The sequence below is a fragment of the Cytobacillus sp. FSL M8-0252 genome, from assembly GCF_038007345.1.
Lineage (GTDB): Bacteria > Bacillota > Bacilli > Bacillales > Cytobacillaceae > Cytobacillus > Cytobacillus kochii.
Genome location: NZ_JBBOWZ010000001.1, coordinates 1211302 through 1235481, shown reverse-complemented (window position 1 = coordinate 1235481; position 24180 = coordinate 1211302). Strand labels below are relative to the sequence as shown.

The 24180-nt window shown below is 37.5% G+C and carries 23 protein-coding genes and 2 riboswitches; of the genes, 10 read left to right on the top strand and 13 right to left on the bottom strand.

The window, feature by feature from the left end:
- Positions 1 to 99: 99 nt before the first annotated feature.
- Together MKX83_RS06465 and MKX83_RS06460 are read right to left on the bottom strand one after the other, a co-directional pair.
- A complete protein-coding gene (locus MKX83_RS06465) occupies positions 100 to 990 on the bottom strand; it encodes a cation diffusion facilitator family transporter (RefSeq protein ID WP_095370184.1) in 891 nt (296 codons plus the stop codon).
- Between the two features lie 577 nt (positions 991 to 1567).
- Positions 1568 to 1777 (bottom strand): hypothetical protein, encoded by a 210-nt coding sequence (locus MKX83_RS06460; RefSeq protein ID WP_157733767.1) that lies wholly within the window; start codon positions 1775 to 1777, stop codon positions 1568 to 1570.
- Between the two features lie 138 nt (positions 1778 to 1915).
- Here MKX83_RS06460 and MKX83_RS06455 point away from each other — a divergent pair, with 138 nt between their 5' ends.
- The 3 genes from MKX83_RS06455 to MKX83_RS06445 all read left to right on the top strand — a co-directional run bounded on the left by MKX83_RS06455 (position 1916) and on the right by MKX83_RS06445 (position 4617).
- Complete coding sequence (locus tag MKX83_RS06455) at positions 1916 to 3292, top strand: HAMP domain-containing sensor histidine kinase (protein WP_322910011.1); 1377 nt, start codon at positions 1916 to 1918, stop codon at positions 3290 to 3292.
- Entirely contained in the window at positions 3267 to 3938 is a 672-nt protein-coding gene (locus tag MKX83_RS06450) for a response regulator transcription factor (protein ID WP_095370188.1), read from the top strand. The genes MKX83_RS06455 and MKX83_RS06450 overlap by 26 nt, the downstream gene beginning before the upstream one ends.
- A gap of 100 nt (positions 3939 to 4038) precedes the next feature.
- On the top strand, positions 4039 to 4617 hold the full coding sequence (locus MKX83_RS06445; RefSeq protein WP_095370189.1) for a YdhK family protein: 579 nt from the start codon (positions 4039 to 4041) through the stop codon (positions 4615 to 4617).
- 218 nt (positions 4618 to 4835) lie between these two features.
- Here MKX83_RS06445 and MKX83_RS06440 read toward each other — a convergent pair whose 3' ends face one another.
- Together MKX83_RS06440 and MKX83_RS06435 are read right to left on the bottom strand one after the other, a co-directional pair.
- Positions 4836 to 5321: a GNAT family N-acetyltransferase gene (locus MKX83_RS06440; RefSeq protein ID WP_341054657.1), complete on the bottom strand. Its 486-nt coding sequence runs from the start codon at positions 5319 to 5321 to the stop codon at positions 4836 to 4838.
- Positions 5318 to 5956, bottom strand: coding sequence for a Type 1 glutamine amidotransferase-like domain-containing protein (locus MKX83_RS06435; RefSeq protein WP_095370191.1), 639 nt, complete (start codon positions 5954 to 5956; stop codon positions 5318 to 5320). Before MKX83_RS06435 ends, MKX83_RS06440 begins: the two co-directional genes overlap by 4 nt.
- Before the next feature lie 167 nt (positions 5957 to 6123).
- On the opposite strand from MKX83_RS06435, the gene MKX83_RS06430 reads away from it, so the two are divergent.
- From MKX83_RS06430 to MKX83_RS06420, 3 genes are all read left to right on the top strand, one after another.
- A complete protein-coding gene (locus MKX83_RS06430) occupies positions 6124 to 6618 on the top strand; it encodes a sigma-70 family RNA polymerase sigma factor (protein ID WP_095370192.1) in 495 nt (164 codons plus the stop codon).
- Positions 6611 to 7453 (top strand): DUF3298 and DUF4163 domain-containing protein, encoded by an 843-nt coding sequence (locus tag MKX83_RS06425; protein WP_341054655.1) that lies wholly within the window; start codon positions 6611 to 6613, stop codon positions 7451 to 7453. The genes MKX83_RS06430 and MKX83_RS06425 overlap by 8 nt, the downstream gene beginning before the upstream one ends.
- 445 nt (positions 7454 to 7898) lie before the next feature.
- Positions 7899 to 9812 carry an acyltransferase family protein gene (locus MKX83_RS06420; protein WP_095370194.1) on the top strand — a complete coding sequence of 638 codons (1914 nt, stop codon included), beginning with the start codon at positions 7899 to 7901 and terminating at the stop codon, positions 9810 to 9812.
- Between the two features lie 544 nt (positions 9813 to 10356).
- Here the strand turns inward: MKX83_RS06420 and MKX83_RS06415 are convergent.
- The 6 genes from MKX83_RS06415 to mtnK form a co-directional block, all read right to left on the bottom strand.
- Positions 10357 to 11154 carry a hypothetical protein gene (locus MKX83_RS06415; protein ID WP_341054653.1) on the bottom strand — a complete coding sequence of 266 codons (798 nt, stop codon included), beginning with the start codon at positions 11152 to 11154 and terminating at the stop codon, positions 10357 to 10359.
- Positions 11155 to 11604: 450 nt separating this feature from the next.
- Positions 11605 to 12603, bottom strand: a complete 999-nt coding sequence (locus MKX83_RS06410; RefSeq protein ID WP_180316995.1) for an ABC transporter permease — start codon at positions 12601 to 12603, stop codon at positions 11605 to 11607.
- Positions 12572 to 14110, bottom strand: a complete 1539-nt coding sequence (locus MKX83_RS06405; protein WP_095370199.1) for a sugar ABC transporter ATP-binding protein — start codon at positions 14108 to 14110, stop codon at positions 12572 to 12574. The genes MKX83_RS06410 and MKX83_RS06405 overlap by 32 nt, the downstream gene beginning before the upstream one ends.
- 74 nt (positions 14111 to 14184) lie before the next feature.
- Entirely contained in the window at positions 14185 to 15261 is a 1077-nt protein-coding gene (locus MKX83_RS06400; protein ID WP_095370200.1) for a sugar ABC transporter substrate-binding protein, read from the bottom strand.
- The gene (gene mtnA / locus MKX83_RS06395; RefSeq protein ID WP_095370201.1) at positions 15258 to 16310 is read right to left on the bottom strand and encodes an S-methyl-5-thioribose-1-phosphate isomerase; all 1053 of its coding nucleotides are present in this window, start codon (positions 16308 to 16310) and stop codon (positions 15258 to 15260) included. Before mtnA ends, MKX83_RS06400 begins: the two co-directional genes overlap by 4 nt.
- The gene (gene mtnK, locus MKX83_RS06390; protein WP_307319298.1) at positions 16307 to 17491 is read right to left on the bottom strand and encodes an S-methyl-5-thioribose kinase; all 1185 of its coding nucleotides are present in this window, start codon (positions 17489 to 17491) and stop codon (positions 16307 to 16309) included. Before mtnK ends, mtnA begins: the two co-directional genes overlap by 4 nt.
- Positions 17492 to 17637: 146 nt before the next feature.
- Positions 17638 to 17791: riboswitch (SAM riboswitch) on the bottom strand.
- Positions 17792 to 17992: 201 nt separating this feature from the next.
- Positions 17993 to 18096, top strand: a riboswitch (SAM riboswitch).
- Between the two features lie 98 nt (positions 18097 to 18194).
- Here mtnK and MKX83_RS06385 point away from each other — a divergent pair.
- From MKX83_RS06385 to MKX83_RS06370, 4 genes are read left to right on the top strand one after another with little or no spacing between them, the layout of a single operon-like run.
- The gene (locus tag MKX83_RS06385; protein WP_095370203.1) at positions 18195 to 19409 is read left to right on the top strand and encodes a 2,3-diketo-5-methylthiopentyl-1-phosphate enolase; all 1215 of its coding nucleotides are present in this window, start codon (positions 18195 to 18197) and stop codon (positions 19407 to 19409) included.
- Between the two features lie 3 nt (positions 19410 to 19412).
- Entirely contained in the window at positions 19413 to 20078 is a 666-nt protein-coding gene (locus MKX83_RS06380) for a 2-hydroxy-3-keto-5-methylthiopentenyl-1-phosphate phosphatase (RefSeq protein WP_307319301.1), read from the top strand.
- On the top strand, positions 20075 to 20704 hold the full coding sequence (locus MKX83_RS06375; protein WP_095370205.1) for a methylthioribulose 1-phosphate dehydratase: 630 nt from the start codon (positions 20075 to 20077) through the stop codon (positions 20702 to 20704). The genes MKX83_RS06380 and MKX83_RS06375 overlap by 4 nt, the downstream gene beginning before the upstream one ends.
- Positions 20691 to 21224 (top strand): 1,2-dihydroxy-3-keto-5-methylthiopentene dioxygenase, encoded by a 534-nt coding sequence (locus tag MKX83_RS06370; protein WP_095370206.1) that lies wholly within the window; start codon positions 20691 to 20693, stop codon positions 21222 to 21224. Before MKX83_RS06375 ends, MKX83_RS06370 begins: the two co-directional genes overlap by 14 nt.
- Positions 21225 to 21260: 36 nt before the next feature.
- Here the strand turns inward: MKX83_RS06370 and MKX83_RS06365 are convergent, their stop codons facing one another.
- The 3 genes from MKX83_RS06365 to MKX83_RS06355 all read right to left on the bottom strand — a co-directional run bounded on the left by MKX83_RS06365 (position 21261) and on the right by MKX83_RS06355 (position 24088).
- Complete coding sequence (locus MKX83_RS06365; protein WP_095370207.1) at positions 21261 to 21800, bottom strand: GNAT family N-acetyltransferase; 540 nt, start codon at positions 21798 to 21800, stop codon at positions 21261 to 21263.
- A 62-nt stretch (positions 21801 to 21862) separates the two neighbouring features.
- The gene (locus MKX83_RS06360; RefSeq protein ID WP_341054650.1) at positions 21863 to 22849 is read right to left on the bottom strand and encodes an acrylyl-CoA reductase family protein; all 987 of its coding nucleotides are present in this window, start codon (positions 22847 to 22849) and stop codon (positions 21863 to 21865) included.
- Positions 22850 to 23248: 399 nt separating this feature from the next.
- Entirely contained in the window at positions 23249 to 24088 is an 840-nt protein-coding gene (locus tag MKX83_RS06355; protein ID WP_307319312.1) for an SDR family oxidoreductase, read from the bottom strand.
- Positions 24089 to 24180 lie beyond the last annotated feature (92 nt).

Genomic DNA, 24180 nt, shown 5'->3' with positions numbered 1-24180 from the left:
ATTTGGTCAATTAGAATTTCCCCTTTTGTAAATTGTTTTGTTCTACAATAGTAAAAAAGCTCACCCGAATTTATTCAGATGAGCTTCTTTTATTTACGATTAGCCCCCATCTTCACAAGTTTCATGAGGCTCAACGTGAACATGGACATCATAAACATGATGATTCTCGATTAATTCTTTTTCAACTAATGTAGCAAGATCATGGGCAAGATTAATATCCATCGTTCCTTCTACACAAATAATCACATCTACAACGATATTATTTCCATACAAACGCCCTTTGATTTCCTTTATTTCTTTCACACCTTCAATCGCATGAATGGCATTTTCATATTCCTCAATCTTATCCTCATCAAAGCCGTCTGTTAATTGATGTGTAGAGTCCCTGAAGATCTCCCAAGCTGTTTTAACAATCAAACACCCAACTATTACAGCTGTCACAGTATCTAACCAAGGTAATCCAAGTTGAGATCCAAATATACCAATTGCAGCACCAATACTAACAAGAGCATCAGAGCGATTATCCATTGCCACTGCATATAGTGATTTACTATCAATGCTTTTTGCTAACTTTTGGTTGTAAGTAGACACAACAAACATTATTGCAGCAGCCAATAAAGCCACATATCCAGCAATCGCATTAGGAGCTTCGGATGTTTGATTTACTAAAGAGGAAAACGCTCCAATAATTACCTCTGCACCGACAGCAAACATAATAAAAGCAGCAATCAAGGAGGCAATTGCTTCACTCTTCCAATGTCCATATTTATGATCTTTATCGGGAGGCCGTTGTGAAATTCTTAAGCCCACCAATACGGCAATACTCGCAATAATATCTGTCACATTATTTAATCCATCTGCTTTTAGCGCAGCTGAGTTTGTCATATAGGCAACGGTCAACTTAAAAACCGATAGTATTATGTAGACAATAATACTTAACTTTGCACCTTTTTCACCAATTTTTAAATTCTTATATTTTTGTTCATCCACTAAAAAACACACCCTTCAATAGCTATATTTATCATAGCAATCACTAGTCGAGTGGGTCTATAGCAACCTTTTTGGCTAATTGAATTTAAATAGGGATAATAAAAAAATGTTGAAAGAGGCAAACATTTTATCGGTAATCCAAACATATCTACAATCCTCCTAGCCCCTGCATCGTATTCACATAATGTCTCCAGAATCACACCTTTCATACATAGATTGAACCCCTTATAATTGTTGAAGATTAATTTATATCTACACAAAAAAGGCTTCCAACTAAATATTTGGAAGCCTCTAAGTATGGCAAGACAAAATCTTGCTTTGTATTAGATTAGATATGCATATGATACACCACGTATCATGTCGTACATTCCTTTTCTCGTGTGCCAATATGCTAAAACTTCTAGCTATTTTTCTCTTCTTGAGTTCTGAACAAATACAAACCCTTTTGAGTAAATCTCCGTTACTTATTCTCCATGCCAATCTTCAACCAGCATATGATAAAGTATGCAAGGACAATAAAAGGAACTTAGGCATACAGGAAGTACGTAAATTTTTAAACTTGAATTACCTCTCCCTTCTATCGTCTTTTACCAAATGAATTTCCCTTTATATATAGAACAACAATTGCAGTAATGATAAACCCCGTGATTACAAATGTCCCAATTCCTGCTCGATATACGATATAGACATCGGTATGCTTAAATACATTCATAATTAAATATATCATTAGTGTTAAAGCAAGCACGATAATAATTGAGGTGAATTTATTTTTACCACGGTACATCATTTCACAACCTTCCACTCCGAAAGTGACTATTCTTTTGCTTTCTGCTCTATACTTATGTACGAAACAAGCTAAGATATGACAAGTCACTCTGCACACATTCTCCACAACTATTCTCTATAATATGCGATAGGTGATGCTATGAAGAATTTATCCGTAAAACTAGGACTTATATTTTTCTTGATTATTTTTACTTTAGAACTCTTTCTATTTTTCTTTCTTCACTCTTCCTTAGTTGAGTCGCGAGTGGAAGAGGAACTTTTTGCCTTACAATCTAGGGGAGACGCTCATAGAGATACGTTAAAGACAAGTTTTGAAGCAGATACAATTGAGCATGTAGCCCTAATGGAAAAGGAAGCCAATACGGATGTGATGGTTACAAACTTAAAGGGAAGTGTACTTGCTTCCTCACTTTCAATTGATTTAAAAAAAATAATTTCATCAGGAATGAAGCTACAAAACGGTGTCGTAGAAAATGATTGGAAAAATCAACCTTATATTGTTACTGTAAGCTCTATTCCTAATCAAGGATACGTTTTCATGTTCCAAAACACTGATTCTATTCAAACACTGATTGATCGTTTAAATAATCATTTTTTTATTACCGGATTAATCACAGCTATCTTAACGATTGTGATTATAATATTGCTTTCTATCGCTTTAGTTCGACCGCTTAATAAGATGAAAGAAGCCACGATACAAATAAAAAGTGGCGATTTCTCCATATCTCTACCTGATATAGGAAATGATGAACTTGGTAAACTAGCAAAAACCATCAACCTACTTGCAAGTGAGTTAATGCATTTAAAGGAAGAACGCAGTCAATTTTTAGCTACTATTTCTCATGAATTAAGAACACCGCTCACTTACCTTAAAGGATATGCTGACATTGTTCAAAGAAAGAATCTCTCCATTGAAGAACGTGATAAATATTTATCCATCATTCAGGAAGAAGCCAAAAGAATAAATACACTAGTAGAAGACTTATTTGAATTAGCAAAAATAGATCAATACGGCTTTGAAATGAAGAAACAAACCATTCAGTTAAGCGAATTCATAGCCCATTTACATCATAAATTTGAACCAGCTTTCTTGCATCAATCCATGAGATTACATGTGGAAATGCCCCAAAAAGATATTAATGTGAATATCGATTCTGCTAGAGTAGAACAAATGCTTTATAACCTTTTGGATAATTCTTTGAAATATAGTCAAACAGCTACGGAAACAACATTAAAAATATGGACGAATACAAAAGATTTATACTTAAGAATTATTGATAACGGAAGTGGCATTCAAGAAAAAGATCTCCCACATATCTTTAAACGCTTTTATCGTGGAACATATAGCAACGATTCATGTAAAGGAGGTTCTGGTCTTGGTCTTTCGATTGTGAAAGAATTAGTCAACGCCCATAATGGTGAGATTACTGTCAAAAGCAACTCAAAAACCGGGACAACTTTTACTATCATGTTAAAAGGAGCGGTATTAAATGAGAAAGATACTTTTAGTAGATGACGAAATGCGGATGCTTGATTTATTAGACCTATATTTATCACAGAACGGGTTTTCTTGTATAAAAAAAACTTCCGGTGCATGTGCGCTTAATTATATGGAAGATCACGCTATTGAACTAGTTATCATTGATGTAATGATGCCTGATATGGACGGGTGGGATCTATGTCAATTGATTAAACAACAAAGTGATGTGCCGATTATTATGTTAACAGCGAAAGGAAGTAAACCAGATGTCGTCAAGGGGCTAACCATTGGTGCCGACGATTATATTGCAAAACCATTTGATGAAGAAGAACTTATCGCTAGAATCGAAGCTGTCTTAAGAAGAACAAAATCAACTGGCAGTGAAATCATATTTAAAGAACTACAGTTAAATAAGGAATCCTATGATTTTTACTATCAAAAGAAAAAAATCCCTGTCACGCAAAAAGAATTTGTGTTACTTGAGCTTTTTTTATCTCATCAAAATCATGTTTTCTCTCGCGAACATCTCATTACGAAAATTTGGGGATACGGTGTATATATCGAAGATCGAACAGTTGATTCACATATACGAAATATAAGAGAAAAGCTACGTGAAGTCGACTTCCCTATTGATCAGCATTTACAAACCGTATGGGGAATTGGATATAAATGGGTATCATAATCTTTCCTTTTGTTCAGAATGAAGAAGACAATATTCCTTCATATAATCTGCAAATTTACGATTTATAATAATTGCAAATCCATTAAAGGAGATGACCTAAATGAAAAAGCAACTAACCGTTGGAATAATTGCCTTGTTGGCAATGGTATTTTTAGCTGCTTGTACTAACAACAATGATTCATCACCAACTAATGATGAAACGAACGAACAAGAAGAAATGAATCATGAAGAGATGGACCATGAAGGAATGGATCATTCTAGTGATGGTGAAATCCCGGAAGGCCTAGAAAAAGCGGATGAACCCACTTACGCTGTGGGCTCTACAGTTACAATAAAAAATGGACATATGGAAGGCATGGAAGGTGCGGAGGCAAAGATTGTTGGCGCCTATAATACAACAGCTTATGCAGTAAACTATACCCCTACTTCTGGTGGTGACCCTGTGAAAAATCACAAATGGATTATTCATGAAGAGCTTGAAGAACCAGGTGAAGCACCATTACAAGAGGGAGAAACCGCTGTGACTACTGCTGATCATATGGAAGGTATGAAGGGCGCAGAAGTAGAAATCGCTTCAAGTGAAGACACAACCGTTTATATGATTGACTATACGCCAACCACTGGTGTGGAAAAAGTCAAAAACCATAAATGGGTTACGGAAGCTGAATTAGAAAGATAAGAAGCAAATCGGCTCTAGTATAATCAAAAGTTGAATCATAGCATAATATCTTGTCCACATATCTTTTAGCAATCGCCAAGAGTTATGTGGACTTGCTTTTTCTATTGTGGTGTATCCACTTGAGTGGATATTCTCTATTTACCTATCTCTTATGTTTTCAAGTGTCTTGAATTATATTAGGTTGAGTTCTATCATCTCTCTCTTTTTATTCAATTCTTTTAAAATAATTTCCCCATATAATACTCATCATAATATTCTCCGTCCATTAATAACGATCTTCGCTTCACCCCTTCTACTTCAAAACCTATTTTTTTGTATAGTGCAAGTGCTGCTTCATTTTCTGATACTACTGTCAATTCAATCCGCATGATAGCTTGATGATTGGCCCATGCTAGTACCGCCTGTAATAATTGTACTCCAACTCCCATTCCTCTGTAATCTTTATGAACACCGACAACAATACTCGCACAATGTTTTTTCTTTCGTACCGTTTCTTTGATCACAAGTGTATACCCAATCAATCGTTCTTCATCTTCGGCACCAATAACCGTTATATTATCTCTATTAATAATGGCCTCTGCTCCTTCAACTGTTAATGTTCTTTCCCCTGCTTCCATCAACATATAAGGACTGCTTGCCTCTACATCCTCCATTAATTGTACAAGTTGTTTCGCATCATCTACGGAAAGCTCTTTGATTATCATTCAAAACTCCAACCTTTCTCGATATGTACATTCTTACCTTCTAACGATTCAATATGGCCATTTTTCAAATATACACTTGCTTCATCATCCAAGCCCAACCCCTTCTCTGTCTTCGTTTCAGTCATCACAGCAAGTAGGTTCTGCTTTTCATTCCATTTTGAATAATGAGCAGCGATAATATAATCTTGTAAAATACCTAAGCCATTTAAAATCATCAGCTTATCTCCTTTATAATCGCTCGGGGAAACCATACAATATTCTGAGCAGATCAAAGCACCGGCAGAAAAGCCTGCGATTGGCACTCCTTCTTGAAAAAGTTGCTTTATTTCCTCCCCTACCCTTTTAGTTACGATATAGTGATGATAGGACAGTGTGTCACCGCCACATATAATAATGCCAGTTATTTTTTCACTACGGATTGAGTTCGTCTCTTCTAATAAATAATAGCGAAAATCAGTTACACCTTCTTCTTCTAAAATATGCTGATATTTAGGCATATAAGTTTGCCAGCCTTTACGATTTAAACAAAATATCGCTACATGTCCATTTTTTTGATTACAGAGACTAGCAAACTGCTTTCCATGAATTCTTCCAAAGGGCGGACTTCCACCAAATAAAAATAAATGTTGATCCATAAACACACCTCCAGTTTCTTCAACTTTTCTTTTACATTACGAATTCTATTTCTTAAGCAAACATTAGCATAATTAATAAATAAAAAGTTTTTTTCCGCACAAACTTTTTCTATGAGATCAATCGTCTATCCATTGTACAAAGTTTTTTAAAAGGAGCTCCTTGAAAGATGAATAACCAAAATTTGTTTGTACAAATGATTGAAGAGCATAAACAAGATTACTACCGGCTTGCTTATAGTTATGTTAGAAACCAAGCAGATGCCTTAGATATTGTCAGTGAATCCATAAAAAAAGGATTGCTTTCAATGAATAAATTAGAAAATGTAGATGCATTAAGAAGTTGGTTCTATAAGATTATCGTACGTACATCGCTCGACTTCTTAAAAAAGCATAAACGCATGACTGTATCAGATCATGACACAATCACCTATTTGCAAAGTGGAGAACATGATGATTATATGCATTTTGACTTACATGATGCATTAGCACAATTGCCCTTACAATATAAAACGGTCATTTTACTACGCTATTTTGAAGACTTAAAGATTCAAGAAATTGCTACTGTAATAGATGAAAATGTCAATACAGTCAAGACTCGATTATATCGCGGCTTAAAATTATTAAAGCTTGAACTGACAGAAGGAGATGAAATGGATGAGTAACCGACTGAAAGAATGGCGTAGACAATATAATGATATACCTATACCAACAGAGTTAGATGATATTATAGAAAGTGCACTAACTAGTCACACTCAACAAAAGCATACGAAAAAGCGTTGGATATGGCCAACTAGTATTGTGGCAGCTGCGAGTATTTTTACAGCAACAGTAAACTTTAGCCCTCAGGCGGCAAAAGCAATGTCAGAAGTACCTATTTTAAAACAAATTATTGAGGTTATTACCATTGATAAAATACACGAGGAACAAGAAAGTAAATCCATTGATGTAGAGATACCAGAAATCTCTGGTCTAGAAAATCACCAACTAGAAACTCATTTAAATCAAGCTTTTCTAGAAAAAGGAAAGCAATTATATCAAGAATATATGGATAGTAATGGTCACCTAGCTATTCAAAGTGATTACTCCATTGTGAATGAAAATAATCAGATACTTTCTATTGAACTTAATACGTTTAAAGCTGAAGCATCTGGATATGAACAAAAAGATTTCCTTACGATTGATAAAGAATTACAAACCGTTATTACTTTACCTAGTTTATTTACTTCAGAAGCATATGTAGAGGTAATAAGTGAAGAAATTAAAAAGCAAATGAAGCAGAATATGGCCAATGATGAAAATCTTATTTATTGGCTAGATGATGTCGAATCATTTACTACTATTAATCGCGATCAACCATTCTTTATCAACGAAGATAACCACCTGATCATCTCTTTTAATGAATATGAAGTGGCACCTGGTTATATGGGCGTTGTTCAGTTTGAAATTCCAACTGAGATCATCGATGAAATACTAGTAAGTGACCGTTATATAAACTAAGTATGATTTGAATAAATAGAAATGAGGCCTCTCCTACTTAAAAAAGAGGGGTCTTACTTTTTGGGAAGAAGCCATAATTGTAAACTTGAATTTTAAATGACCTTTTCTAATATATCATTGATCATTTCAAGATTCTTTTCTCCTGTTAACTGCTTATTTTTCCCTATTAAACAGGACTTTTCCCCCTTATAATATATCATTCTTTCCACCTATCCAAATCATTACATAATAAGAGTAAAATGAATAATTGTAGTGCTTTTTTATCGCTATTCTGCAAATTTTTTTACAAGCTTTTTGAAACTAATTACGACATAATCATCGTCTATTTTTATATACATAAAGTTTAATAGAAAATACGTAAATAATTTAGAGGTTCACTTTAAAACGGAGGAAGGTTCCCTCCGTCAGCTAGAGTTTAATTGCATCAAAAATGGAGGACGTACATATGAAAAAAAAGACACACACACATTATATTACCGGGCTCGACGGACTGAGAGCGATTGCAGTCTTAGCCGTCATCGCCTATCACTTTCGCTTTGATTGGGCAGAAGGTGGATTTTTAGGCGTTAGCCTTTTCTTTGTTCTATCTGGCTACCTTATTACTTCCACTCTATTACCGGATCAAAACAAAAGCATGAAATTAGATTTGAAGAAGTTCTGGGTTGGCCGTGCTCGCCGCTTATTACCCGCTTCTTATGCAATGATTTTTATTACCTTTGTGTGGGTCGTTCTTTTTCATCAAAACTTGTTATCCGTTATGCGTGGTGATGCGCTAGCTTCTCTATTTTATGTAAGTAACTGGTGGTTTATTTTCCACGAGGTTTCCTATTTTGATAGTTTTGCTGCTCCATCTCCAATAAAAAACCTATGGTCACTGGCAATTGAAGAACAATTCTATCTATTATGGCCACTTGCCCTAACGGCTCTAATTTATATCTTCAAGCATCGAGCAACTGTTTCAAAGATTATCTTTTTAGGTGCTTTATTATCTTGTTTATGGATGTCATTACAATATGATCCCAATGGTGATCCTAGCAGAGTTTATTATGGGACTGATACACGTTCATTTGAATTATTAATTGGTTGTTGGCTAGCACTTGTTTGGCCAATGAAAAGGCTATCAGCCAAAAAGCTATCACCCCAACTAAAACAAACACTTAATGTAACCAGTGTCGGTGCGCTAGTGATTTTGTTACTATGCATGTTTACCATTAATGAATATAATCCGTTTCTATATATTGGGGGCTTGTTCCTTATTGCACTCCTATCAGCGGTTGTTATTGCTTGTGTCTGTCACCCATCAAGTATATTAAGCAAATGGCTATCATGGAAACCCCTTAGGTGGATTGGTACTCGCTCATATGGTATTTATTTATGGCATTATCCAATTATTATTTTAACAACGCCTCTCGACCAAATAGCGGCACCGCAGTTATGGAGAGTGCTATTACAGCTCATTGCTATTTTTGCAATAGCAGAAGTTTCCTACCGATTCTTAGAGCAACCGATTAGAAAGTATGGTTTTAGAGCATTCTTTAAAAATTTCAAGAAAATAAATCCGCTCAAATGGAAAAGTTTAAATGTACAATGTAGAGTTGGTGCAGCTTTTGTCCCATTAGTAGCTATTATCTTTATTGCTGGTATGACGGGAGTTGTCAAGGGAGAAGAGCAAGAAGAGAAACCAACAGAGTTAGTTATTTCCCAAGAAAACAGTGAAGATCAACCGAAAGAAGAAACGAAAGAAGAAGCTTCCAACGTTCCAGAGAAAAATGACTCCTCTGAAGAAGCACCAGAGGAGAATACAGAAGGTACGGAAGAAGTTGAGAATGAAGCAGAAAAACAGGCAGAGCCACTCCCTGCCGCTGAGCATTATAACCAAATTCTTGCCATTGGTGATTCATTAATGCTTGATGTTGCACCAAGTCTACAGTTACGCTTTCCTGCTATTACGATTGATGCAAAGGTAGGGCGTCAAGTTCATCAAGCAGTCGATGTTAGCCAGCAATACACTTCCTTTAACCAAAAAGGAAATGCGATCATTTTCATGCTAGGTACAAACGGCTTTTTCCGTGAAAAGCATTTAGATGAACTGGTTGATTTATTTAGTGAAGCAGATATTTACCTTGTAAATACAAAGGTACCACGTTCATGGGAAGAAGATGTAAATAAAGCTTTATTGGAAAAAGCGGAAGTTGAAGACCATGTCACACTAGTCGATTGGCACAAACTCGGAGAAAATCATCCCGAATACTTCGGAGGTGATGGCGTCCATGTAGGAAAAACAGGGGCAGAATCACTAGCTGAGCTAATCGAAACAGAAATGAATAACTATATTGAAGCATCCATAGAAGAAAAATAATCAACAAAGTGCCGCTGAACCCAAAAATGTTCAGCGGCCTTTTTTATATCAGCTGCATGCTAATTGTTGAACCATTGTGGAGAGTGAAATTCCGATAAAAAATATAGAAGAAACGACTTGTGTTTTCTCGGGTGCAAATTCTAAAATGGTGAGCTATGGTAACCCGTTTGCTCGTTCACTTGGTGGAGAATCTTCAAAGTTAAATATCTGCACCTATTAAGAGAGGTAACAAGAAAAAGTTGCTCCAGTTAAAACTAGGACAAATACTTACCTCCAGCGAACTCCTCCGTATCTATTCTCACCTCTATGTTTGTCCTATCTGTTTTCCTATCTCAAGCACCGATTCCCGGTCAACGTAATGTTCAAAACACTTTTGCTCTGCTTTCGTTTACTGTTTTCTATCTGAACGACTCGCTATAGCCATTTGCTCTCCTCTCGGTTCCTGTTTTCTACCTGAGCGACTCGCTATCGCCATTTGCTCTCCTCTCGTCTCCTATTTTCCATCTGAGTGACTCGCAAACACCATTTGCTCTCCTCTCGTCTCCTATTTTCCACCTGAGCGACTCGCAAACACCATTTGCTCTCCTCTCGTCTCCTGTTTTCTACCTGAGCGACTCGCTATCACCATTTGCTCTCCTCTCGTCTCCTGTTTTCCACCTGAGTGACTCGCAAACACCATTTGCTCTCCTCTCGTCTCCTGTTTTCCACCTGAGTGACTCGCAAACACCATTTGCTCTCCTCTCGGTTCCTGTTTTCTACCTGAGCGACTCGCTATCACCATTTGCTCTCCTCTCGGTTCCTGTTTTCTACCTGAGCGACTCGCTATCGCTATTTGCTCTCCTCTCGGTTCCTGTTTTCCATCTGAGCGACTCGCTATCGCCATTTGCTCTCCTCTCGTTTCCTGTTTTCTACCTGAGCGACTCGCTATCGCTATTTGCTCTCCTCTCGGTTCCTGTTTTCCATCTGAGTGACTCGCAAACACCATTTGCTCTCCTCTCGGTTCCTGTTTTCCATCTGAGCGATTCGCAAACACCATTTGCTCTCCTCTCGTTTCCTGTTTTCTACCTGAGCGACTCGCTATCGCTATTTGCTCTCCTCTCGGTTCCTGTTTTCCATCTGAGTGACTCGCAAACACCATTTGCTCTCCTCTCGTTTCCTGTTTTCTACCTGAGCGACTCGCTATCGCTATTTGCTCTCCTCTCGGTTCCTGTTTTCCATCTGAGTGACTCGCAAACACCATTTGCTCTCCTCTCGGTTCCTGTTTTCTACCTGAGCGACTCGCTATCGCCATTTGCTCTCCTCTCGTTTCCTGTTTTCCATCTAAGCGACTCGCAAATGCCATTTGCTCTCCTCTCGTCTCCTATTTTCCATCTGAGCGACTCGCAAACACCATTTGCTCTCCTCTCGGTTCCTATTTTCCATCTGAGCCACTCGCTATCGCCATTGCTCACCTCTCGTCTCCTATTTCTCATCTGAGCCACTCGTAAACGGCATTTGCTCTCCTCTCGGTTCCTATTTTCCATCTGAGCGACTCGCAAACACCATTTGCTCTCCTCTCGGTTCCTATTTTCCATCTGAGCCACTCGCTATCGCCATTGCTCACCTCTCGTCTCCTATTTCTCATCTGAGCCACTCGTAAACGGCATTTGCTAAAGCTTTCATCACTATTTCTCCGTTTAAATGAGACACAAACCACCTTTGCCTTATCAACTAAAACAAATATTTGTATCTTCCAAAGTAAGCGATTAGCCTACCTGCAACTACAAAAGTGCCTCACCCACTACTACTACTTCTATAAGCTATTTGTTGAAAACTTATTTTTCGCATACATATAAGTCACTGCCAATGCTAAAACGAGTACAGTCCCTTTAATAATATCAAAACCATAATAAGGTAGATTCAAAATAGTTAAACCATTTAATAATACACCGATGACTGCTGCGCCAAAAAATGTACCTAACGCATTTGGTTTTCCAGCCCCTAGTACCGAGTAGCCAACAAATACAGCTGCAACAGCCTCCATCAGTAGTGGTGCACCTGCATCGATTTGCCCTGATCCTACCCTAGCAGTAAATAAAATGCCTGCTATGCTAGCAAAAATTCCTGAAATTACATAAGCCATGCATTTGATTTTCTTTACTTTTACACCAGATAAGGTCGCAGCTTCGGCATTCCCTCCTGTCATATAAAAGATTCTGCCCCATCTCGTATAATTCAAAAAACAGTAGGAAGCTAACACTAGAATGACCATGATCCATACAGGTACAGGGATACCTAATAAATGGCCTTGACCAATCCATAGAAAGGCATTAGAAAACTCACCAATTGCTGTCCCACCAGAAGTCAGTGGCATATGGTTATAAATTGAGTATCCTTCTGTATAAGTCCGATGTAATCCCGCTACGATGTACATACTGCTCAATGTTGCTAATAAATCGGGAATACCTATCACAACAATTAAGAACGAATTAAATAATCCAACTGCCACTCCAACGATAATTGGTAATAGTAGAACTAACCATAGCGGTAAATCATACCAAACCATCAATGAAGCTGTAAAAACAGTTGCTAATGACATCGTGGAGCCAACAGATAAATCAAAACCGTCAACTACTAATGTAAATGTGACCCCGAGCGCGAGCACAGTGACAATCGAAATGGAACGTAATATATCCGAAAAATTATCATAGGTTAAAAAGAATGGGCTCACACTTGTAAAATAAAAAATAATAAGAATAAGTAAAGTAATTGCCCCGTATTTAAATAGAAATGCGATCAATTGGTCCTTCATGATTGACTTCCTTTCCACCACTTGCATATAACAGAATCTTTTCTTGCGTTGCCTCTTTTTGCGTAAATTCTTTCACGATTTTGCCATCATACATCACTAATACTCTATGGCAAACTGTTAATAATTCTTGGATTTCACTACTAAAATACAAAATGGCCTTGCCTTCCTTTGCAAGCTGTTGAATTAGTTTAAGAATCTCTCTTTTCGCACCGATGTCCACGCCTTTAGTAGGCTCATCAAATAAATAAACCTTCGCTTCACTTGATAACCACTTACCGATAACGATCTTTTGCTGATTTCCCCCACTTAAATGATTCACCTCTACGTCCACATCATTTGCTTTCACCTGCAAAGTTGAAATCACTTCTTCAGTAGCTTTTCTCTCAGCCTTTCTGTTAATAAAACCCCCTTTTACGTACTTTTTCAGCTGTGGGAAAGTTACATTCTTCGATATCGTTTCATTAATGAATAGACCTTCTTTCCGCCTTTCTTCAGGAATATGAGTGATACCACAAGCAATAGCTGTTTTTGGATGCTTCACCTGTATCTTCTTACCAGAGACTCTGATTTCTCCTGAAGTGGCTGGTGTATTTCCAAATATTGTTTTCGCTAGTTCTGTTTTTCCAGCACCTACCAAGCCCGCAATTCCTACAACTTCACCTTCATATACATTTAAACTAATATTTTGTAACTTTCCTAGATTGATATTCTTAAGTGCTAAAACCTCTTCCCCTCGTTTATAACTGTGCATAACGTTTCTTTCCTCATGCCATACTTCTCCAAGCATTTGTTCAATTACCATTTCCTGCGTTATCTGAGCAATTGGTACGGTTGAAATCCGACATCCGTCTCTCATAACCGTTACCACATCTGCAATGGCGAATACTTCAGGTAATCGATGTGTAATAAAAATACAACCAATTCCCTTTACTCTCAGTTGCCTAATTACATGAAATAATTTCTCTGCTTCTATATGTGATAATGGAGCGGTTGGCTCATCAAAAATAATGACTTTAGTCGTTTGCACTAACGCCCGAGCTATGAGAACCAATTGCTTTTTAGCAAGACTTAGATTTGAAGCTGCTTGATTTAGCTCAATATCATTCACCTCGAGTAATGTTAATGCTTCCTGTGCCTGACGATGTAGATCCTTACGAGAGAAGTACCACCCTTTCTCTTGTGAAAAGCGATCAAGCATAATATTTTCCGCTACAGTAAGCTGTGGAACAATGGCTGTATCAACCTCCTGATAAACGCAAAATATTCCTTTTTCTTTCGCGTCACTAGGGTGTTGAAAAGTTGCTTTTTCGTGGTTAATCAAAATTTCTCCTTGGTCTTGTCTATATACCCCAGAGAGAATTTTCATTAATGTACTTTTCCCAGCTCCATTTGCTCCAAGCAAGGCATGTATTTCTCCTTTATGAACCACTAACTCCCCGTTCTTTAATGCCGTAACTTTTCCAAAACTCTTACTAATCTTTTTCATTTCCAAAACAACTTCACTCACTTAAAGGAGACCTCCTTCATAGATACAAAAACCGACTCTCTAAAAGTCGGTTGACTAGCTACAAACCATTTCATTCAATTGCCCTCAAGTGCTTTTAATTCTTCCGTATAGCCTTGTTCACTTTCTCCCCAACCATCTATATATTCATGCAGTTCGTTTGTTGTAATTGCCTCATCAGGTAATTGACTTTTCTCTACAAAAACAGGATCAAGGATAACTTTTTCTTTAGGCGAATCACCGTTTAATTTTTGGTACAAATATCGAACTTGAATACGACCAATATCTTTTGGATCAACGGCAGCTGTCGCTTCCCATGAACTGTTTTCTTTTTGTATCAGTTGCAGGTCTTCGTCACTCATATCAATCCCGTAGACTTTAATATCTTCTCTTCCTGCCTGCTCTAGCGCTCTGACAGCTCCTTTAGCAAACTCATCCCAAGCTGCCCAAACTGCTGTTATTTCACCTTCATTTGGATATTGTTTTAGGATTGCTTCCATTTGTGCTTGAGTATCTAATGCTGTATTATCGGTGGCAGCACCAAATGCTGCTACTTCCTTAATATCTGTATTCTCTTTTAAAAATTGTTCATAAGCTACTTGTCTTCTTTCCATCGGTGCAAATCCAGCTACCCAAATCTTAACAATATTTGCTTTCCCTCCTGCATCTGCAGCAAGCTTGGTTAATGTCAACTTCGCCATTTCTTCATCGCCTTGTTGAAGTACAGTTACATCTTTCACTGCAATATCAGCATCAAAGACCACTACAGGTATATTTTGTGCAGCCGCTTTTTCTACTCCTTGCGTTAACGCTTCCTTCGTTCCATGATCAATTAATATCCCATCAAATTTTTGATTAATCGCTGCATCTAAATTGGAAGCCATTTTTGCTAAGTCACCTTCAGAAGTAAATACTTGAACGGTTCCACCAAACTTTTCTACCTGCTCTTTTACCCCTTCAATATATTGTGCAGAAAAAGTTCCTAAATTAATTTGCATGATTAGTGCGATCTTTTTATTAGCTAACGGATGTACACTATTCTCTTTAGTTGATGCAGTTGCTTCACTACTTGAATTGCTTCCTTTTGGCTGGCAGCCTGCCAAGATTAAAATAAAAATAATAAGAAACGCTAATAGTATACGATTGTTCTTCATGCCCTAACTCCCTCTTCTGCTTTATTCAATTGTGCCAATTTGTTTCGATCAGCTTCAAAAATGCCTTTTTCAGTAATAATTGCAGTAATTAAATTAGCCGTTGTCACATCAAACGCCGGATTAAACACTTTCGTTCCTTCTGGTGTGATCTGGTTTGGCCCAATATGAGTCACCTCTTCTGCCAACCTCTCCTCAATCGGAATATCTGCCCCTGATGCGATAGAAAAGTCAAATGTCGATAATGGCGCAGCTACATAGAAAGGAATTTGAAAATAGTTTGCTAAAATAGCTAGTTGCCATGTACCGATTTTATTCGCTGTATCTCCATTGCTGGCAATACGATCGGCCCCGACTATAATCGCTTCAATCCCCTTGGTTGCTATGGTATGAGCAGCCATATTATCAGTAATGACCGTCACATCCACATTGGACTGTTGAAGCTCCCAAGCAGTTAGGCGCGCTCCCTGGAGAACCGGTCTCGTTTCACAAGCATATACTTGAAAGTCAACACCCTTCTCCTTGCCTAAATGAAACGGCGCTAGCGCTGTACCATATTTTCCCGTAGCAATCGTCCCCGCATTGCAAATCGTTAATACCTTTTTCCTTCCATTCAATAGACTTAGTGCATTTTCACCAATTTGGCGACAAATCTCCTCGTCTTCTTGATGTATTTTCTTTGCTTCTTGCTCCAAACTGATAATTGTCTCCTCTGTTGAATACAGCGTTTCTATTACTTTCATCATTCGATCCAAAGCCCAGAACAAATTAACAGCTGTCGGTCTAGAGCCCGCTAGATAAAGATAATCTTCATGAATTCTAAGATGGAAAGTTTCAATGTCGACCCCTTCGTATTTTTTTGCAGCAATCGCTAAACCATAAGCAGCAGTAATTCCAATAGCTGGCGCCCCTCTTACTTTCAACTGAATAATTGCCTCAAAGACATCTTCAATGGTTTCGAGTTCTATCCATCTTGTTTGATGGGGTAATAAGGTTTGATCAAGAATTTTCAATCTACCTTCTTGCCATTCAATTGGTGTTGGTATACTCATGATGTATACGCCTCCAGTTCCTTAAGAAGTTGCGAGATTGTTACTATGTTTTTGCGATTAATAATCAAGGATGAACCTAATTGAATCGTTGCCTTCTTCACATATAATCTAATTGAACTATCTTCTATTCCATCAAGATCCTTCACATGCGACAATCCGATTGTTCTCCGAATTAATTCACACCCTACTACTCCGATAGCATCTTTAAATACTTTAGCTAGAAAAGACTCTAGAGCGCCTGGTACTTTCGTAAAAGGATTAACAACAGAATTTTGCCAAGCTTCTGAAAAATATTGAGAAAACACATCCCATACTTCTTCTATCTGTTGAAGAATAACGATTCTATCGTTTTCGTTTCGTACAAGTACTTGGAAAATGAGATGGGCAATATATTGACCGACATCAAATCCAATCGGACCATAAAAGCCGAACTCAGGATCGATCACCTTCGTCTCACTCTTACTCGCAAATATACTCCCTGTATGTAGGTCACCATGTAGTAAGCTCTCTGCTTCTGTGAGAAAAGCATATTTTATTTTGGCTACTTCAAGTTTCAACTTGTCATTAGCCCATAGTTGCTGAACCACTTCAGCCAACTCAGCTTCAAAATCATTCGTTTCCACATCAAAAAATGGATCGGTGAATACTAAATCCTCAGTGATTTTACATAGTTCAGGATTTGAAAATTTAGCGACCAATTTCTTTTTCTCAAACGGATGAAGAGCAAAATCTGAAGTTGAAAACAATGTCTTTGCTAAGTACTCACCAATATGAGCTGATAAATTCGGATAATGATCCCCTTGAATCAATCCGTCTCTTACAATTGTCAAATGGGAAAGATCCTCCATCACAGTTAATGCTAGCTCTTCATCTGATGCTAGTACTGCTGGGAGGAGGTGAGGAACGAATTCACCATGCTTCTTAAGCACTTCTGCCTCCAGTTTTGCACGTTTAAGTGTTAGAGGCCAGCTTTCTCCGACTACTTTTGCATAAGGGAGTGCTTGCTTAATAATTACACTTTTATGATTAGAAGTAATACGGTAAACATAATTCAAATTACCATCACCAATCTCTTCCACCGTCATTTTTTCATCCGGTAAAAACAGTTTTAAACTCTTCACGTATTCACACGCTGATTCCTCTGTCAAAGCGCGATAACCTATATTATCTAAAACAGCCATATCTCTTCCCCCTTATTTCTTTATTTATCTGTGGCACAAAACAGGGGTGACTACATGAAGAGATGTAGTCGGACCTGCTTTGTCATTACAGAAACAAAAATGCCCCTTTCCTTTACAGAAAGAGGCATTCGTCATTACGATTTTGCCTCTCATCTTTCAGAATAACTTCTGAATGGAATTAGCACCGTGCCTTACATTAGGCGCAGAAATTCTCTAGCTGCGCCTCGTTTCACAACGATATTACGGTCGGTTGCTGGGTTTCATCGGGCCATATTTCCCTCCACCTGCTCTTGATAAGAGTATAAAAGATTCATTTTTTGAAATATCTTGAGCAAATACTAGCACCGTTTATAAAAAAGTGTCAATCTTTTTTTTAAAACTTTTCATCTTTTTAAGGTTAAAAGAATTTTGTCATATAACGTAAAAAATTCTCTGTTGACAGATAAAACACCTGGTGACATAATACAATTGTGCAAAAATTTAAAACGATAATTATAAATTTTCTTATCAAGAGCAGGCGGAGGGACGAGCCCGATGAAGCCCGGCAACCGATTCTAAATGAACACGGTGCTAATTCTTGCAGCAATCATGCTGACAGATAAGGAGAAGGTTCTATCACTGCGAACTAACCCTCTTCTTATTGATTAAGAAGAGGGTTTTTTATTGTCAATGTTAATTCGAAATCATCAGGGAGGGTTCTCATATGGGAGATGTAATTGCAACTTATCAAGTATACGCAAGACCCGGTTCATTAGAGAAAAAAGCAGAGGATATCGCTTTAGGATTAACGATAGGCTCGTGGACAGCGTTACCATTACTTGAGCAAAAACAATTACTAAAACATAAAGGCAGAGTCACTGCACTACAAGAATTTTATGATGATGAACATCCCAATCGGTTCGGTGAAGTAAGGTGCGAAATTAGTATCGCCTACCCTACATATAATTTCACATTTGATATTCCAGCAATCTTAACAACTGTATTTGGAAAGTTATCTCTAGATGGTGAAGTAAAATTATTAAATCTGGAATTTGATAATGAGGATCTTTCCCGTTTTCCTGGACCAAAATTCGGTATAAAAAATATAAGATCGAAACTAAATATTCAAGACCGCCCATTACTTATGAGTATATTTAAAGGCATTATCGGCAGGGATATTCACTTTTTAAGAGAACAGTTAAGAGACCAGGCTATGGGAGGCGTTGATATTGTAAAAGATGATGAAATTCTTTTTGATGTCAACATCTCTTTTGAAGACCGAATTATCGCAGGTAAAGAAATACTAGATGAAGTCTATGAAAAGACTGGAAAAAGGACACTTTATGCAGTCAATTTATCTGGGAGAACAATGGATTTAGTAGATAAAGCAAAACATGCGAGCGAATTAGGTGCGGATGCATTATTATTCAATGTTCACACTTACGGTCTAGATATGCTCCAAACACTAGCTGAAAACAATGAAGTGCAGTTACCTATCATGGCACATCCTGCATATAGTGGGGCCTATACTTCTTCAAACTTCTATGGTGTGGCTCCTGATTTATTACTCGGTAATCTTACTCGCTTAGCAGGCGCAGATTTCTCTTTATTTCCTTCTCCATATGGTTCTGTTGCCATGGAAAAAGAAAAAACCTTAGCTATCGCTAGACAGTTAACCGAAGAAAATGGCTTGAATCAGGCATTCCCGGTCCCTTCAGCAGGCATTCATCCAGGTTTAGTTCCGTTGCTTTATCATGACTTTGGCAATGATTGTATAATTAATGCTGGCGGCGGGGTCCATGGTCATCCTGAAGGAGCAGCAGCTGGCGTGAGAGCTTTTAGGCAAGCCATTGATCACGTCATACAACAAAATACTCATCGTGCAACAAAAGCGCAAGAATTAGAAGCAGCATTAGCAAAATGGGGAGGTACGTCATAAAAGATGACAAAACCAATGATTTTTTGTGATTTCGATGGAACAATTACGAATAACGACAACATTGTAAAGATTATGGAGCATTTCGGTCCTATTGAGGCAAAACAGATCAAGGAAGATATTTTAGCTCAAAATATCTCTATCCAAGAGGGTGTTAAAAATCTCTTCTCACTTTTACCAACAAGTAAAAAAGAAGAGATTATCCATTTTGTATTAAATAGTGCAGAAATTCGTGAAGGATTTTCAGCTTTTGTTAGATATACACATGAAAACGGTATCCCTCTTTATATTGTTAGTGGTGGGATTGACTTTTTTTTAGAACCAGTACTTGAACCTTATGGGCCATTTACGAAAGTATTTTGCAATCACGCAAGCTTTGCTTTAGAAACAATAGATATTCACTATCCACACCAGTGTGATGAACTATGTTCTTCACAAGGTTGCGGCTGTTGTAAACCAACCATTATTAGAAAACACTCTTCTCCTGAACACTTTAATATTCTTATTGGAGATTCGATTACAGACTTTGAAGCAGCCAAAATAGCAGATGCCGTACTTGCTAGAGATTTCTTAATTCAAAAATGTGAAGAAACTGGTATTTCTTATACACCTTTCGAAACCTTCCATGATTGCATTGAATACCTCGATGAACTAGTTGGTGCGAAATCATGACAACGTATGAAACAAAGTGGGATACATTAGCTGATATTAAAGATGAATTAGCAGCCAGAGATTGGTTTATGGGTACTAGTGGTAATTTATCCATTCGCGTAGATGAAAACAGCTTTTTAGTCACTTCAAGCGGACTTGATAAAAGAAAGAGAACAGCTAATGATTTTTTATTAGTAGACTTAGAAGGAAAGCCCCTAGAAAACACGTCATCTAAACCTTCAGCTGAGACTTTATTACATTGTGAAATTTATAAGAAAACGTCATCAGGAGCAAGTCTTCATGTTCATACAGTTGCTAATAATGTTATTTCTGAGCTTTTCTATCAAGAAGGTGTAGTATCTTTTCAGCATCAAGAGTTAATTAAAGCATTTGGACTATGGGGAGAAGATGATATACTCACCATCCCGATCATTCGCAATGATGCGGATATCCCTACATTAGCGGATCACTTTTCTGCTTACGTCAGCAAAGAGAAAGGTGCAGTCTTAATTCACAACCACGGGATTACTGTTTGGGGAGTCGATGGGTTTGAAGCGAAAAAATTATTAGAGGCTTGCGAATTTTTATTTCAATATAAATTATCTCTTATTCAATTAAAAGGAGGCGTTTTACATGGCCATTATTAAATTCAAAAACGAAGAAAAAGTGATTACTGATCAACAAGAGGTATCTACATTTTTAACTGCACAAGAAGTCATCTATGAAAATTGGAACATTGAGCAATTAGAAGTGACATTACACGAAAAATACGATTTATCTGATGATGAAAAGCAAGCCATACTAGATGCATTTTCAACTGAAATCAAAACCATTTCTGAAAAGCGCGGCTACAAAGCTGCAGATGTTATTTCACTTTCAGACAGTACGCCAAATTTAGATGAATTATTAATTAACTTTCAAAGAGAACACCATCATACCGATGATGAAGTCCGCTTCATCGTAAGTGGGCATGGAGTCTTTATTATCCAAGGAAAAGATGAATCGTTTTTTGAAGTCCATTTAGATCCAGGTGATTTAATTTCTGTACCCGTAAACACGCGCCACTATTTTACTTTAGCTGATGATCGAAAAGTTGTTGCTATTCGCCTCTTTGTTACACCAGAAGGTTGGGTACCTGTTTACGAGAAAGAAAAATTGAACGCTTAATATCAGGGAGGCTCCTTCATAATCGGGGGCCTCTCCTTATTTCTCTAAATAATAGATAAAAAATTCGCTCCATTCTCCACTATCAAATGAAAATTGAGACTGTTTCTCTTCATATTTAAAACCAATAGATTCTGCTAAATGAATGGAGGCGAGGTTATCACTATCAATATGTAATTCTATTCTTTCAGGTTGTAAATATTCAAAAATAAAAGGTATGATCGTTACTACGCTTTCTTTTCCATATCCTTTTCGCCAATATTGATTGTGAATTGCATAACCAAGTAGTACTAACTCCTTGCCATTCCTCTGTGTTCGATACAATTCTATTTTTCCTATATGTGCACCATCATTTTCTCTAAATATACCAAACTCAGATAATTGCCAGGCATCATCTTGCTTGCTCCATTGCTCGATTTTCTTCTTGAATTTTTCTTTAGTATAAGCAGGTAAATCTTGTGGGCGTCCTTCATCATGACGTGATTGCGATACTAAACGGTTCTTTAATCCCGCTATCCAAGCTTCGTAATCTTCATACATATACGATCGAATGACGAGACGGTTACTTTTCAACTGCATGTCTTTCGCTCCATTCTATCAGAAATTAGGACCGCCTTTTTATAAGTTATTGTGAGTAGATACTATATGTGTACAAGTACTCTTCCTCTCGTTTCTCCTTTTAAAAGCAATGGCAAGACATGCTCAACTTCACTCAATGAAACTTCTTGAAAAATAAACTGATCAAACGGAAGTTTATCACTTTCTTCCGCTAATAGTTCCCAAGCTTCTTTCCTCATCTCCATTGGACAAAAAACGGAATCAACTCCCAAGAGACTCACCCCACGTAAAATAAAAGGAAAAACCGTCGTAGGTAAATTCGTTCCAGCAGTTAAACCACTAACCGCTACGGCACCCCCATATTGAATTTGGCTTAACAAGGATGCCAATGGCTCTCCACCGACAGGATCAACCGCTGCTATCCATTTTTGCTTGCTTAATGCGCTTATCTTCCCATCATACACTTCTTCCCTTGTAATCACTGAAGAAGCTCCTAAGTTCATTAAGTAATCACGTTCATTCTTCTTTCCAGTGCTTGCAACGACCTCATAGCCACGGTTAGCTAACAAGGCAACGGCAAAACTCCCAACGCCACCAGTAGCCCCAGTAACTAACACCTTCCCACTATTTTCAGTTAGACCATTCTGTTCTAATTTTAATATGGAAAGAGCCGCTGTTAATCCAGCTGTGCCAATCGTCATTGCCTTCTTTAATGTAAGTCCTTTTGGAAGTGGCAGTACCCAATGTGCAGGTACTTGTGCATATTCACTATACCCCCCGTATCTGGATACACCAATTTCATAACTCGTAGCAATGACTTCATCACCTTTGGAAAAATCAGGATGTTGAGATGAAACAACGATGCCCGCTAAGTCAATGCCCGGTACCATTGGATAGTCTTTAACGATATTTCCATTAGGTATACTAGCTAAACTGTCCTTATAATTTACTCCGGAGTATTTTACTTGAATTAATACTTCTCCTGCAGGTAAATCCCTTACCTCAAGTTGACGCAACTGGATAGAAAAATCTTTATCATCTTTATCTACAACTATTGCTTTAAAACTCATTACTCTTCCTCCACCCTTCCCTTTAACTTCTCAAATTGGCTTCATTGACCCTATACTCATTTCTACTTCATACATGGCAATCGCTTTTATCACGGCTTCTAAATGCTTATCAACGTAAATTTGTTCCTCAACTTTTGTTTATGCGCCAGCATGAAATCTCCTTTTTCAGACATAGCAACATCCCCTCTTTTGCCGTTCTTTCACACTCATTCCCGTTCCTTAAAGCATGAAACCATTCAAATTAGTTTTATTCGTTTGTTTAAACCCTGATTCCTTGTCCTACAAGGGATTCACTCAATATTATTTTAATTCCAAAACTAATATACCGTGTACTTCTTCAATTTCACCTATTGAAGACAAATTTCACCCCACTGTTAACTTTTTTATTAGATGTCATCATTAAAGCGTCGTCTGTTCTATGCTCCATCTCCAGAAGTGCTCGATTAGTTGGGGATCACTCGCCCTTTTAGAGACATGGGCTTTTTTCTTGTCAATATAGTACTCACCTGATATCCCTTCTACATCCGGACTCGTGGCTAAATAGATGGCCGTTTCCGCCCCTTGCTCTGCTGTTTTAAAAAATGGCACCAGTAATTTTACCACTTTGCCACCAAATCCTGTTTCTCTATCCACACCTATGTTTGTTGCAACAGCTCCTGGATGAAGTGCATTCACTGTCACATTTGTGTGTGCTAATCTTTCATGTAAACCTTTCATAAATAATAAATTGGCTAGCTTCGATCTTCCATAACCTTTTGCTACATTAAAACCCTTTTTAAAAAACGGATCTGCAAAATCCATTTTCCCCCATTTATGAGCACCGGAAGATACAATGACAATTCTTGCAGTAGCCGAAGCCTTTAAAGCTGCTAATAATTGCTTGGTTAAATGGAAATGACCGAGATGGTTTACCCCTAACATCATCTCAAATCCATCAACTGTTTCTTGCCTTTTTATTGTCACTACACCTGCATTATTGATTAAAAGATCTAAATGATGATACTTACTAAAAAAGGTTGCCACAAAATCATCGATGCTTTTGATAGAACTTAAATCACAGAGCATTAAATCTACATTTTCTTTTCCTGTAATGGCTTTCACTTTTTGTAGCGCGGCTTCACCTCTTATTTTACTTCTACAGAGCATGATTACTTTTACATTTTTATTTACAAGACCGATTGTCGTTTCTAAGCCCATTCCTGAATTCGCTCCTGTTACTATCGCTACTTTAGCAACCATAGCTACCCACACCTTTCTTATTGTCGTTAAGTATAAATGGTCCAATGATATTTTTATAGTTTTCTGCTTTTATGAACTATAAAAATATAAGA

Bases quoted from the DNA above. Each gene is read 5' to 3' on its own strand.
- MKX83_RS06460 (WP_157733767.1), bottom strand. From the start codon at position 1,777: ATGATGTACCGTGGTAAAAATAAATTCACCTCAATTATTATCGTGCTT.
- MKX83_RS06455 (WP_322910011.1), top strand. From the start codon at position 1,916: ATGAAGAATTTATCCGTAAAACTAGGACTTATATTTTTCTTGATTATT.
- MKX83_RS06450 (WP_095370188.1), top strand. From the start codon at position 3,267: ATGAGAAAGATACTTTTAGTAGATGACGAAATGCGGATGCTTGATTTA.
- MKX83_RS06445 (WP_095370189.1), top strand. From the start codon at position 4,039: ATGAAAAAGCAACTAACCGTTGGAATAATTGCCTTGTTGGCAATGGTA.
- MKX83_RS06440 (WP_341054657.1), bottom strand. From the start codon at position 5,321: ATGATAATCAAAGAGCTTTCCGTAGATGATGCGAAACAACTTGTACAA.
- MKX83_RS06435 (WP_095370191.1), bottom strand. From the start codon at position 5,956: ATGGATCAACATTTATTTTTATTTGGTGGAAGTCCGCCCTTTGGAAGA.
- MKX83_RS06430 (WP_095370192.1), top strand. From the start codon at position 6,124: ATGAATAACCAAAATTTGTTTGTACAAATGATTGAAGAGCATAAACAA.
- MKX83_RS06425 (WP_341054655.1), top strand. From the start codon at position 6,611: ATGAGTAACCGACTGAAAGAATGGCGTAGACAATATAATGATATACCT.
- MKX83_RS06420 (WP_095370194.1), top strand. From the start codon at position 7,899: ATGAAAAAAAAGACACACACACATTATATTACCGGGCTCGACGGACTG.
- MKX83_RS06415 (WP_341054653.1), bottom strand. From the start codon at position 11,154: ATGGCATTTGCGAGTCGCTTAGATGGAAAACAGGAAACGAGAGGAGAG.
- MKX83_RS06410 (WP_180316995.1), bottom strand. From the start codon at position 12,603: ATGAAGGACCAATTGATCGCATTTCTATTTAAATACGGGGCAATTACT.
- MKX83_RS06400 (WP_095370200.1), bottom strand. From the start codon at position 15,261: ATGAAGAACAATCGTATACTATTAGCGTTTCTTATTATTTTTATTTTA.
- mtnA (WP_095370201.1), bottom strand. From the start codon at position 16,310: ATGAGTATACCAACACCAATTGAATGGCAAGAAGGTAGATTGAAAATT.
- mtnK (WP_307319298.1), bottom strand. From the start codon at position 17,491: ATGGCTGTTTTAGATAATATAGGTTATCGCGCTTTGACAGAGGAATCA.
- MKX83_RS06385 (WP_095370203.1), top strand. From the start codon at position 18,195: ATGGGAGATGTAATTGCAACTTATCAAGTATACGCAAGACCCGGTTCA.
- MKX83_RS06380 (WP_307319301.1), top strand. From the start codon at position 19,413: ATGACAAAACCAATGATTTTTTGTGATTTCGATGGAACAATTACGAAT.
- MKX83_RS06375 (WP_095370205.1), top strand. From the start codon at position 20,075: ATGACAACGTATGAAACAAAGTGGGATACATTAGCTGATATTAAAGAT.
- MKX83_RS06370 (WP_095370206.1), top strand. From the start codon at position 20,691: ATGGCCATTATTAAATTCAAAAACGAAGAAAAAGTGATTACTGATCAA.
- MKX83_RS06365 (WP_095370207.1), bottom strand. From the start codon at position 21,800: ATGCAGTTGAAAAGTAACCGTCTCGTCATTCGATCGTATATGTATGAA.
- MKX83_RS06360 (WP_341054650.1), bottom strand. From the start codon at position 22,849: ATGAGTTTTAAAGCAATAGTTGTAGATAAAGATGATAAAGATTTTTCT.
- MKX83_RS06355 (WP_307319312.1), bottom strand. From the start codon at position 24,088: ATGGTTGCTAAAGTAGCGATAGTAACAGGAGCGAATTCAGGAATGGGC.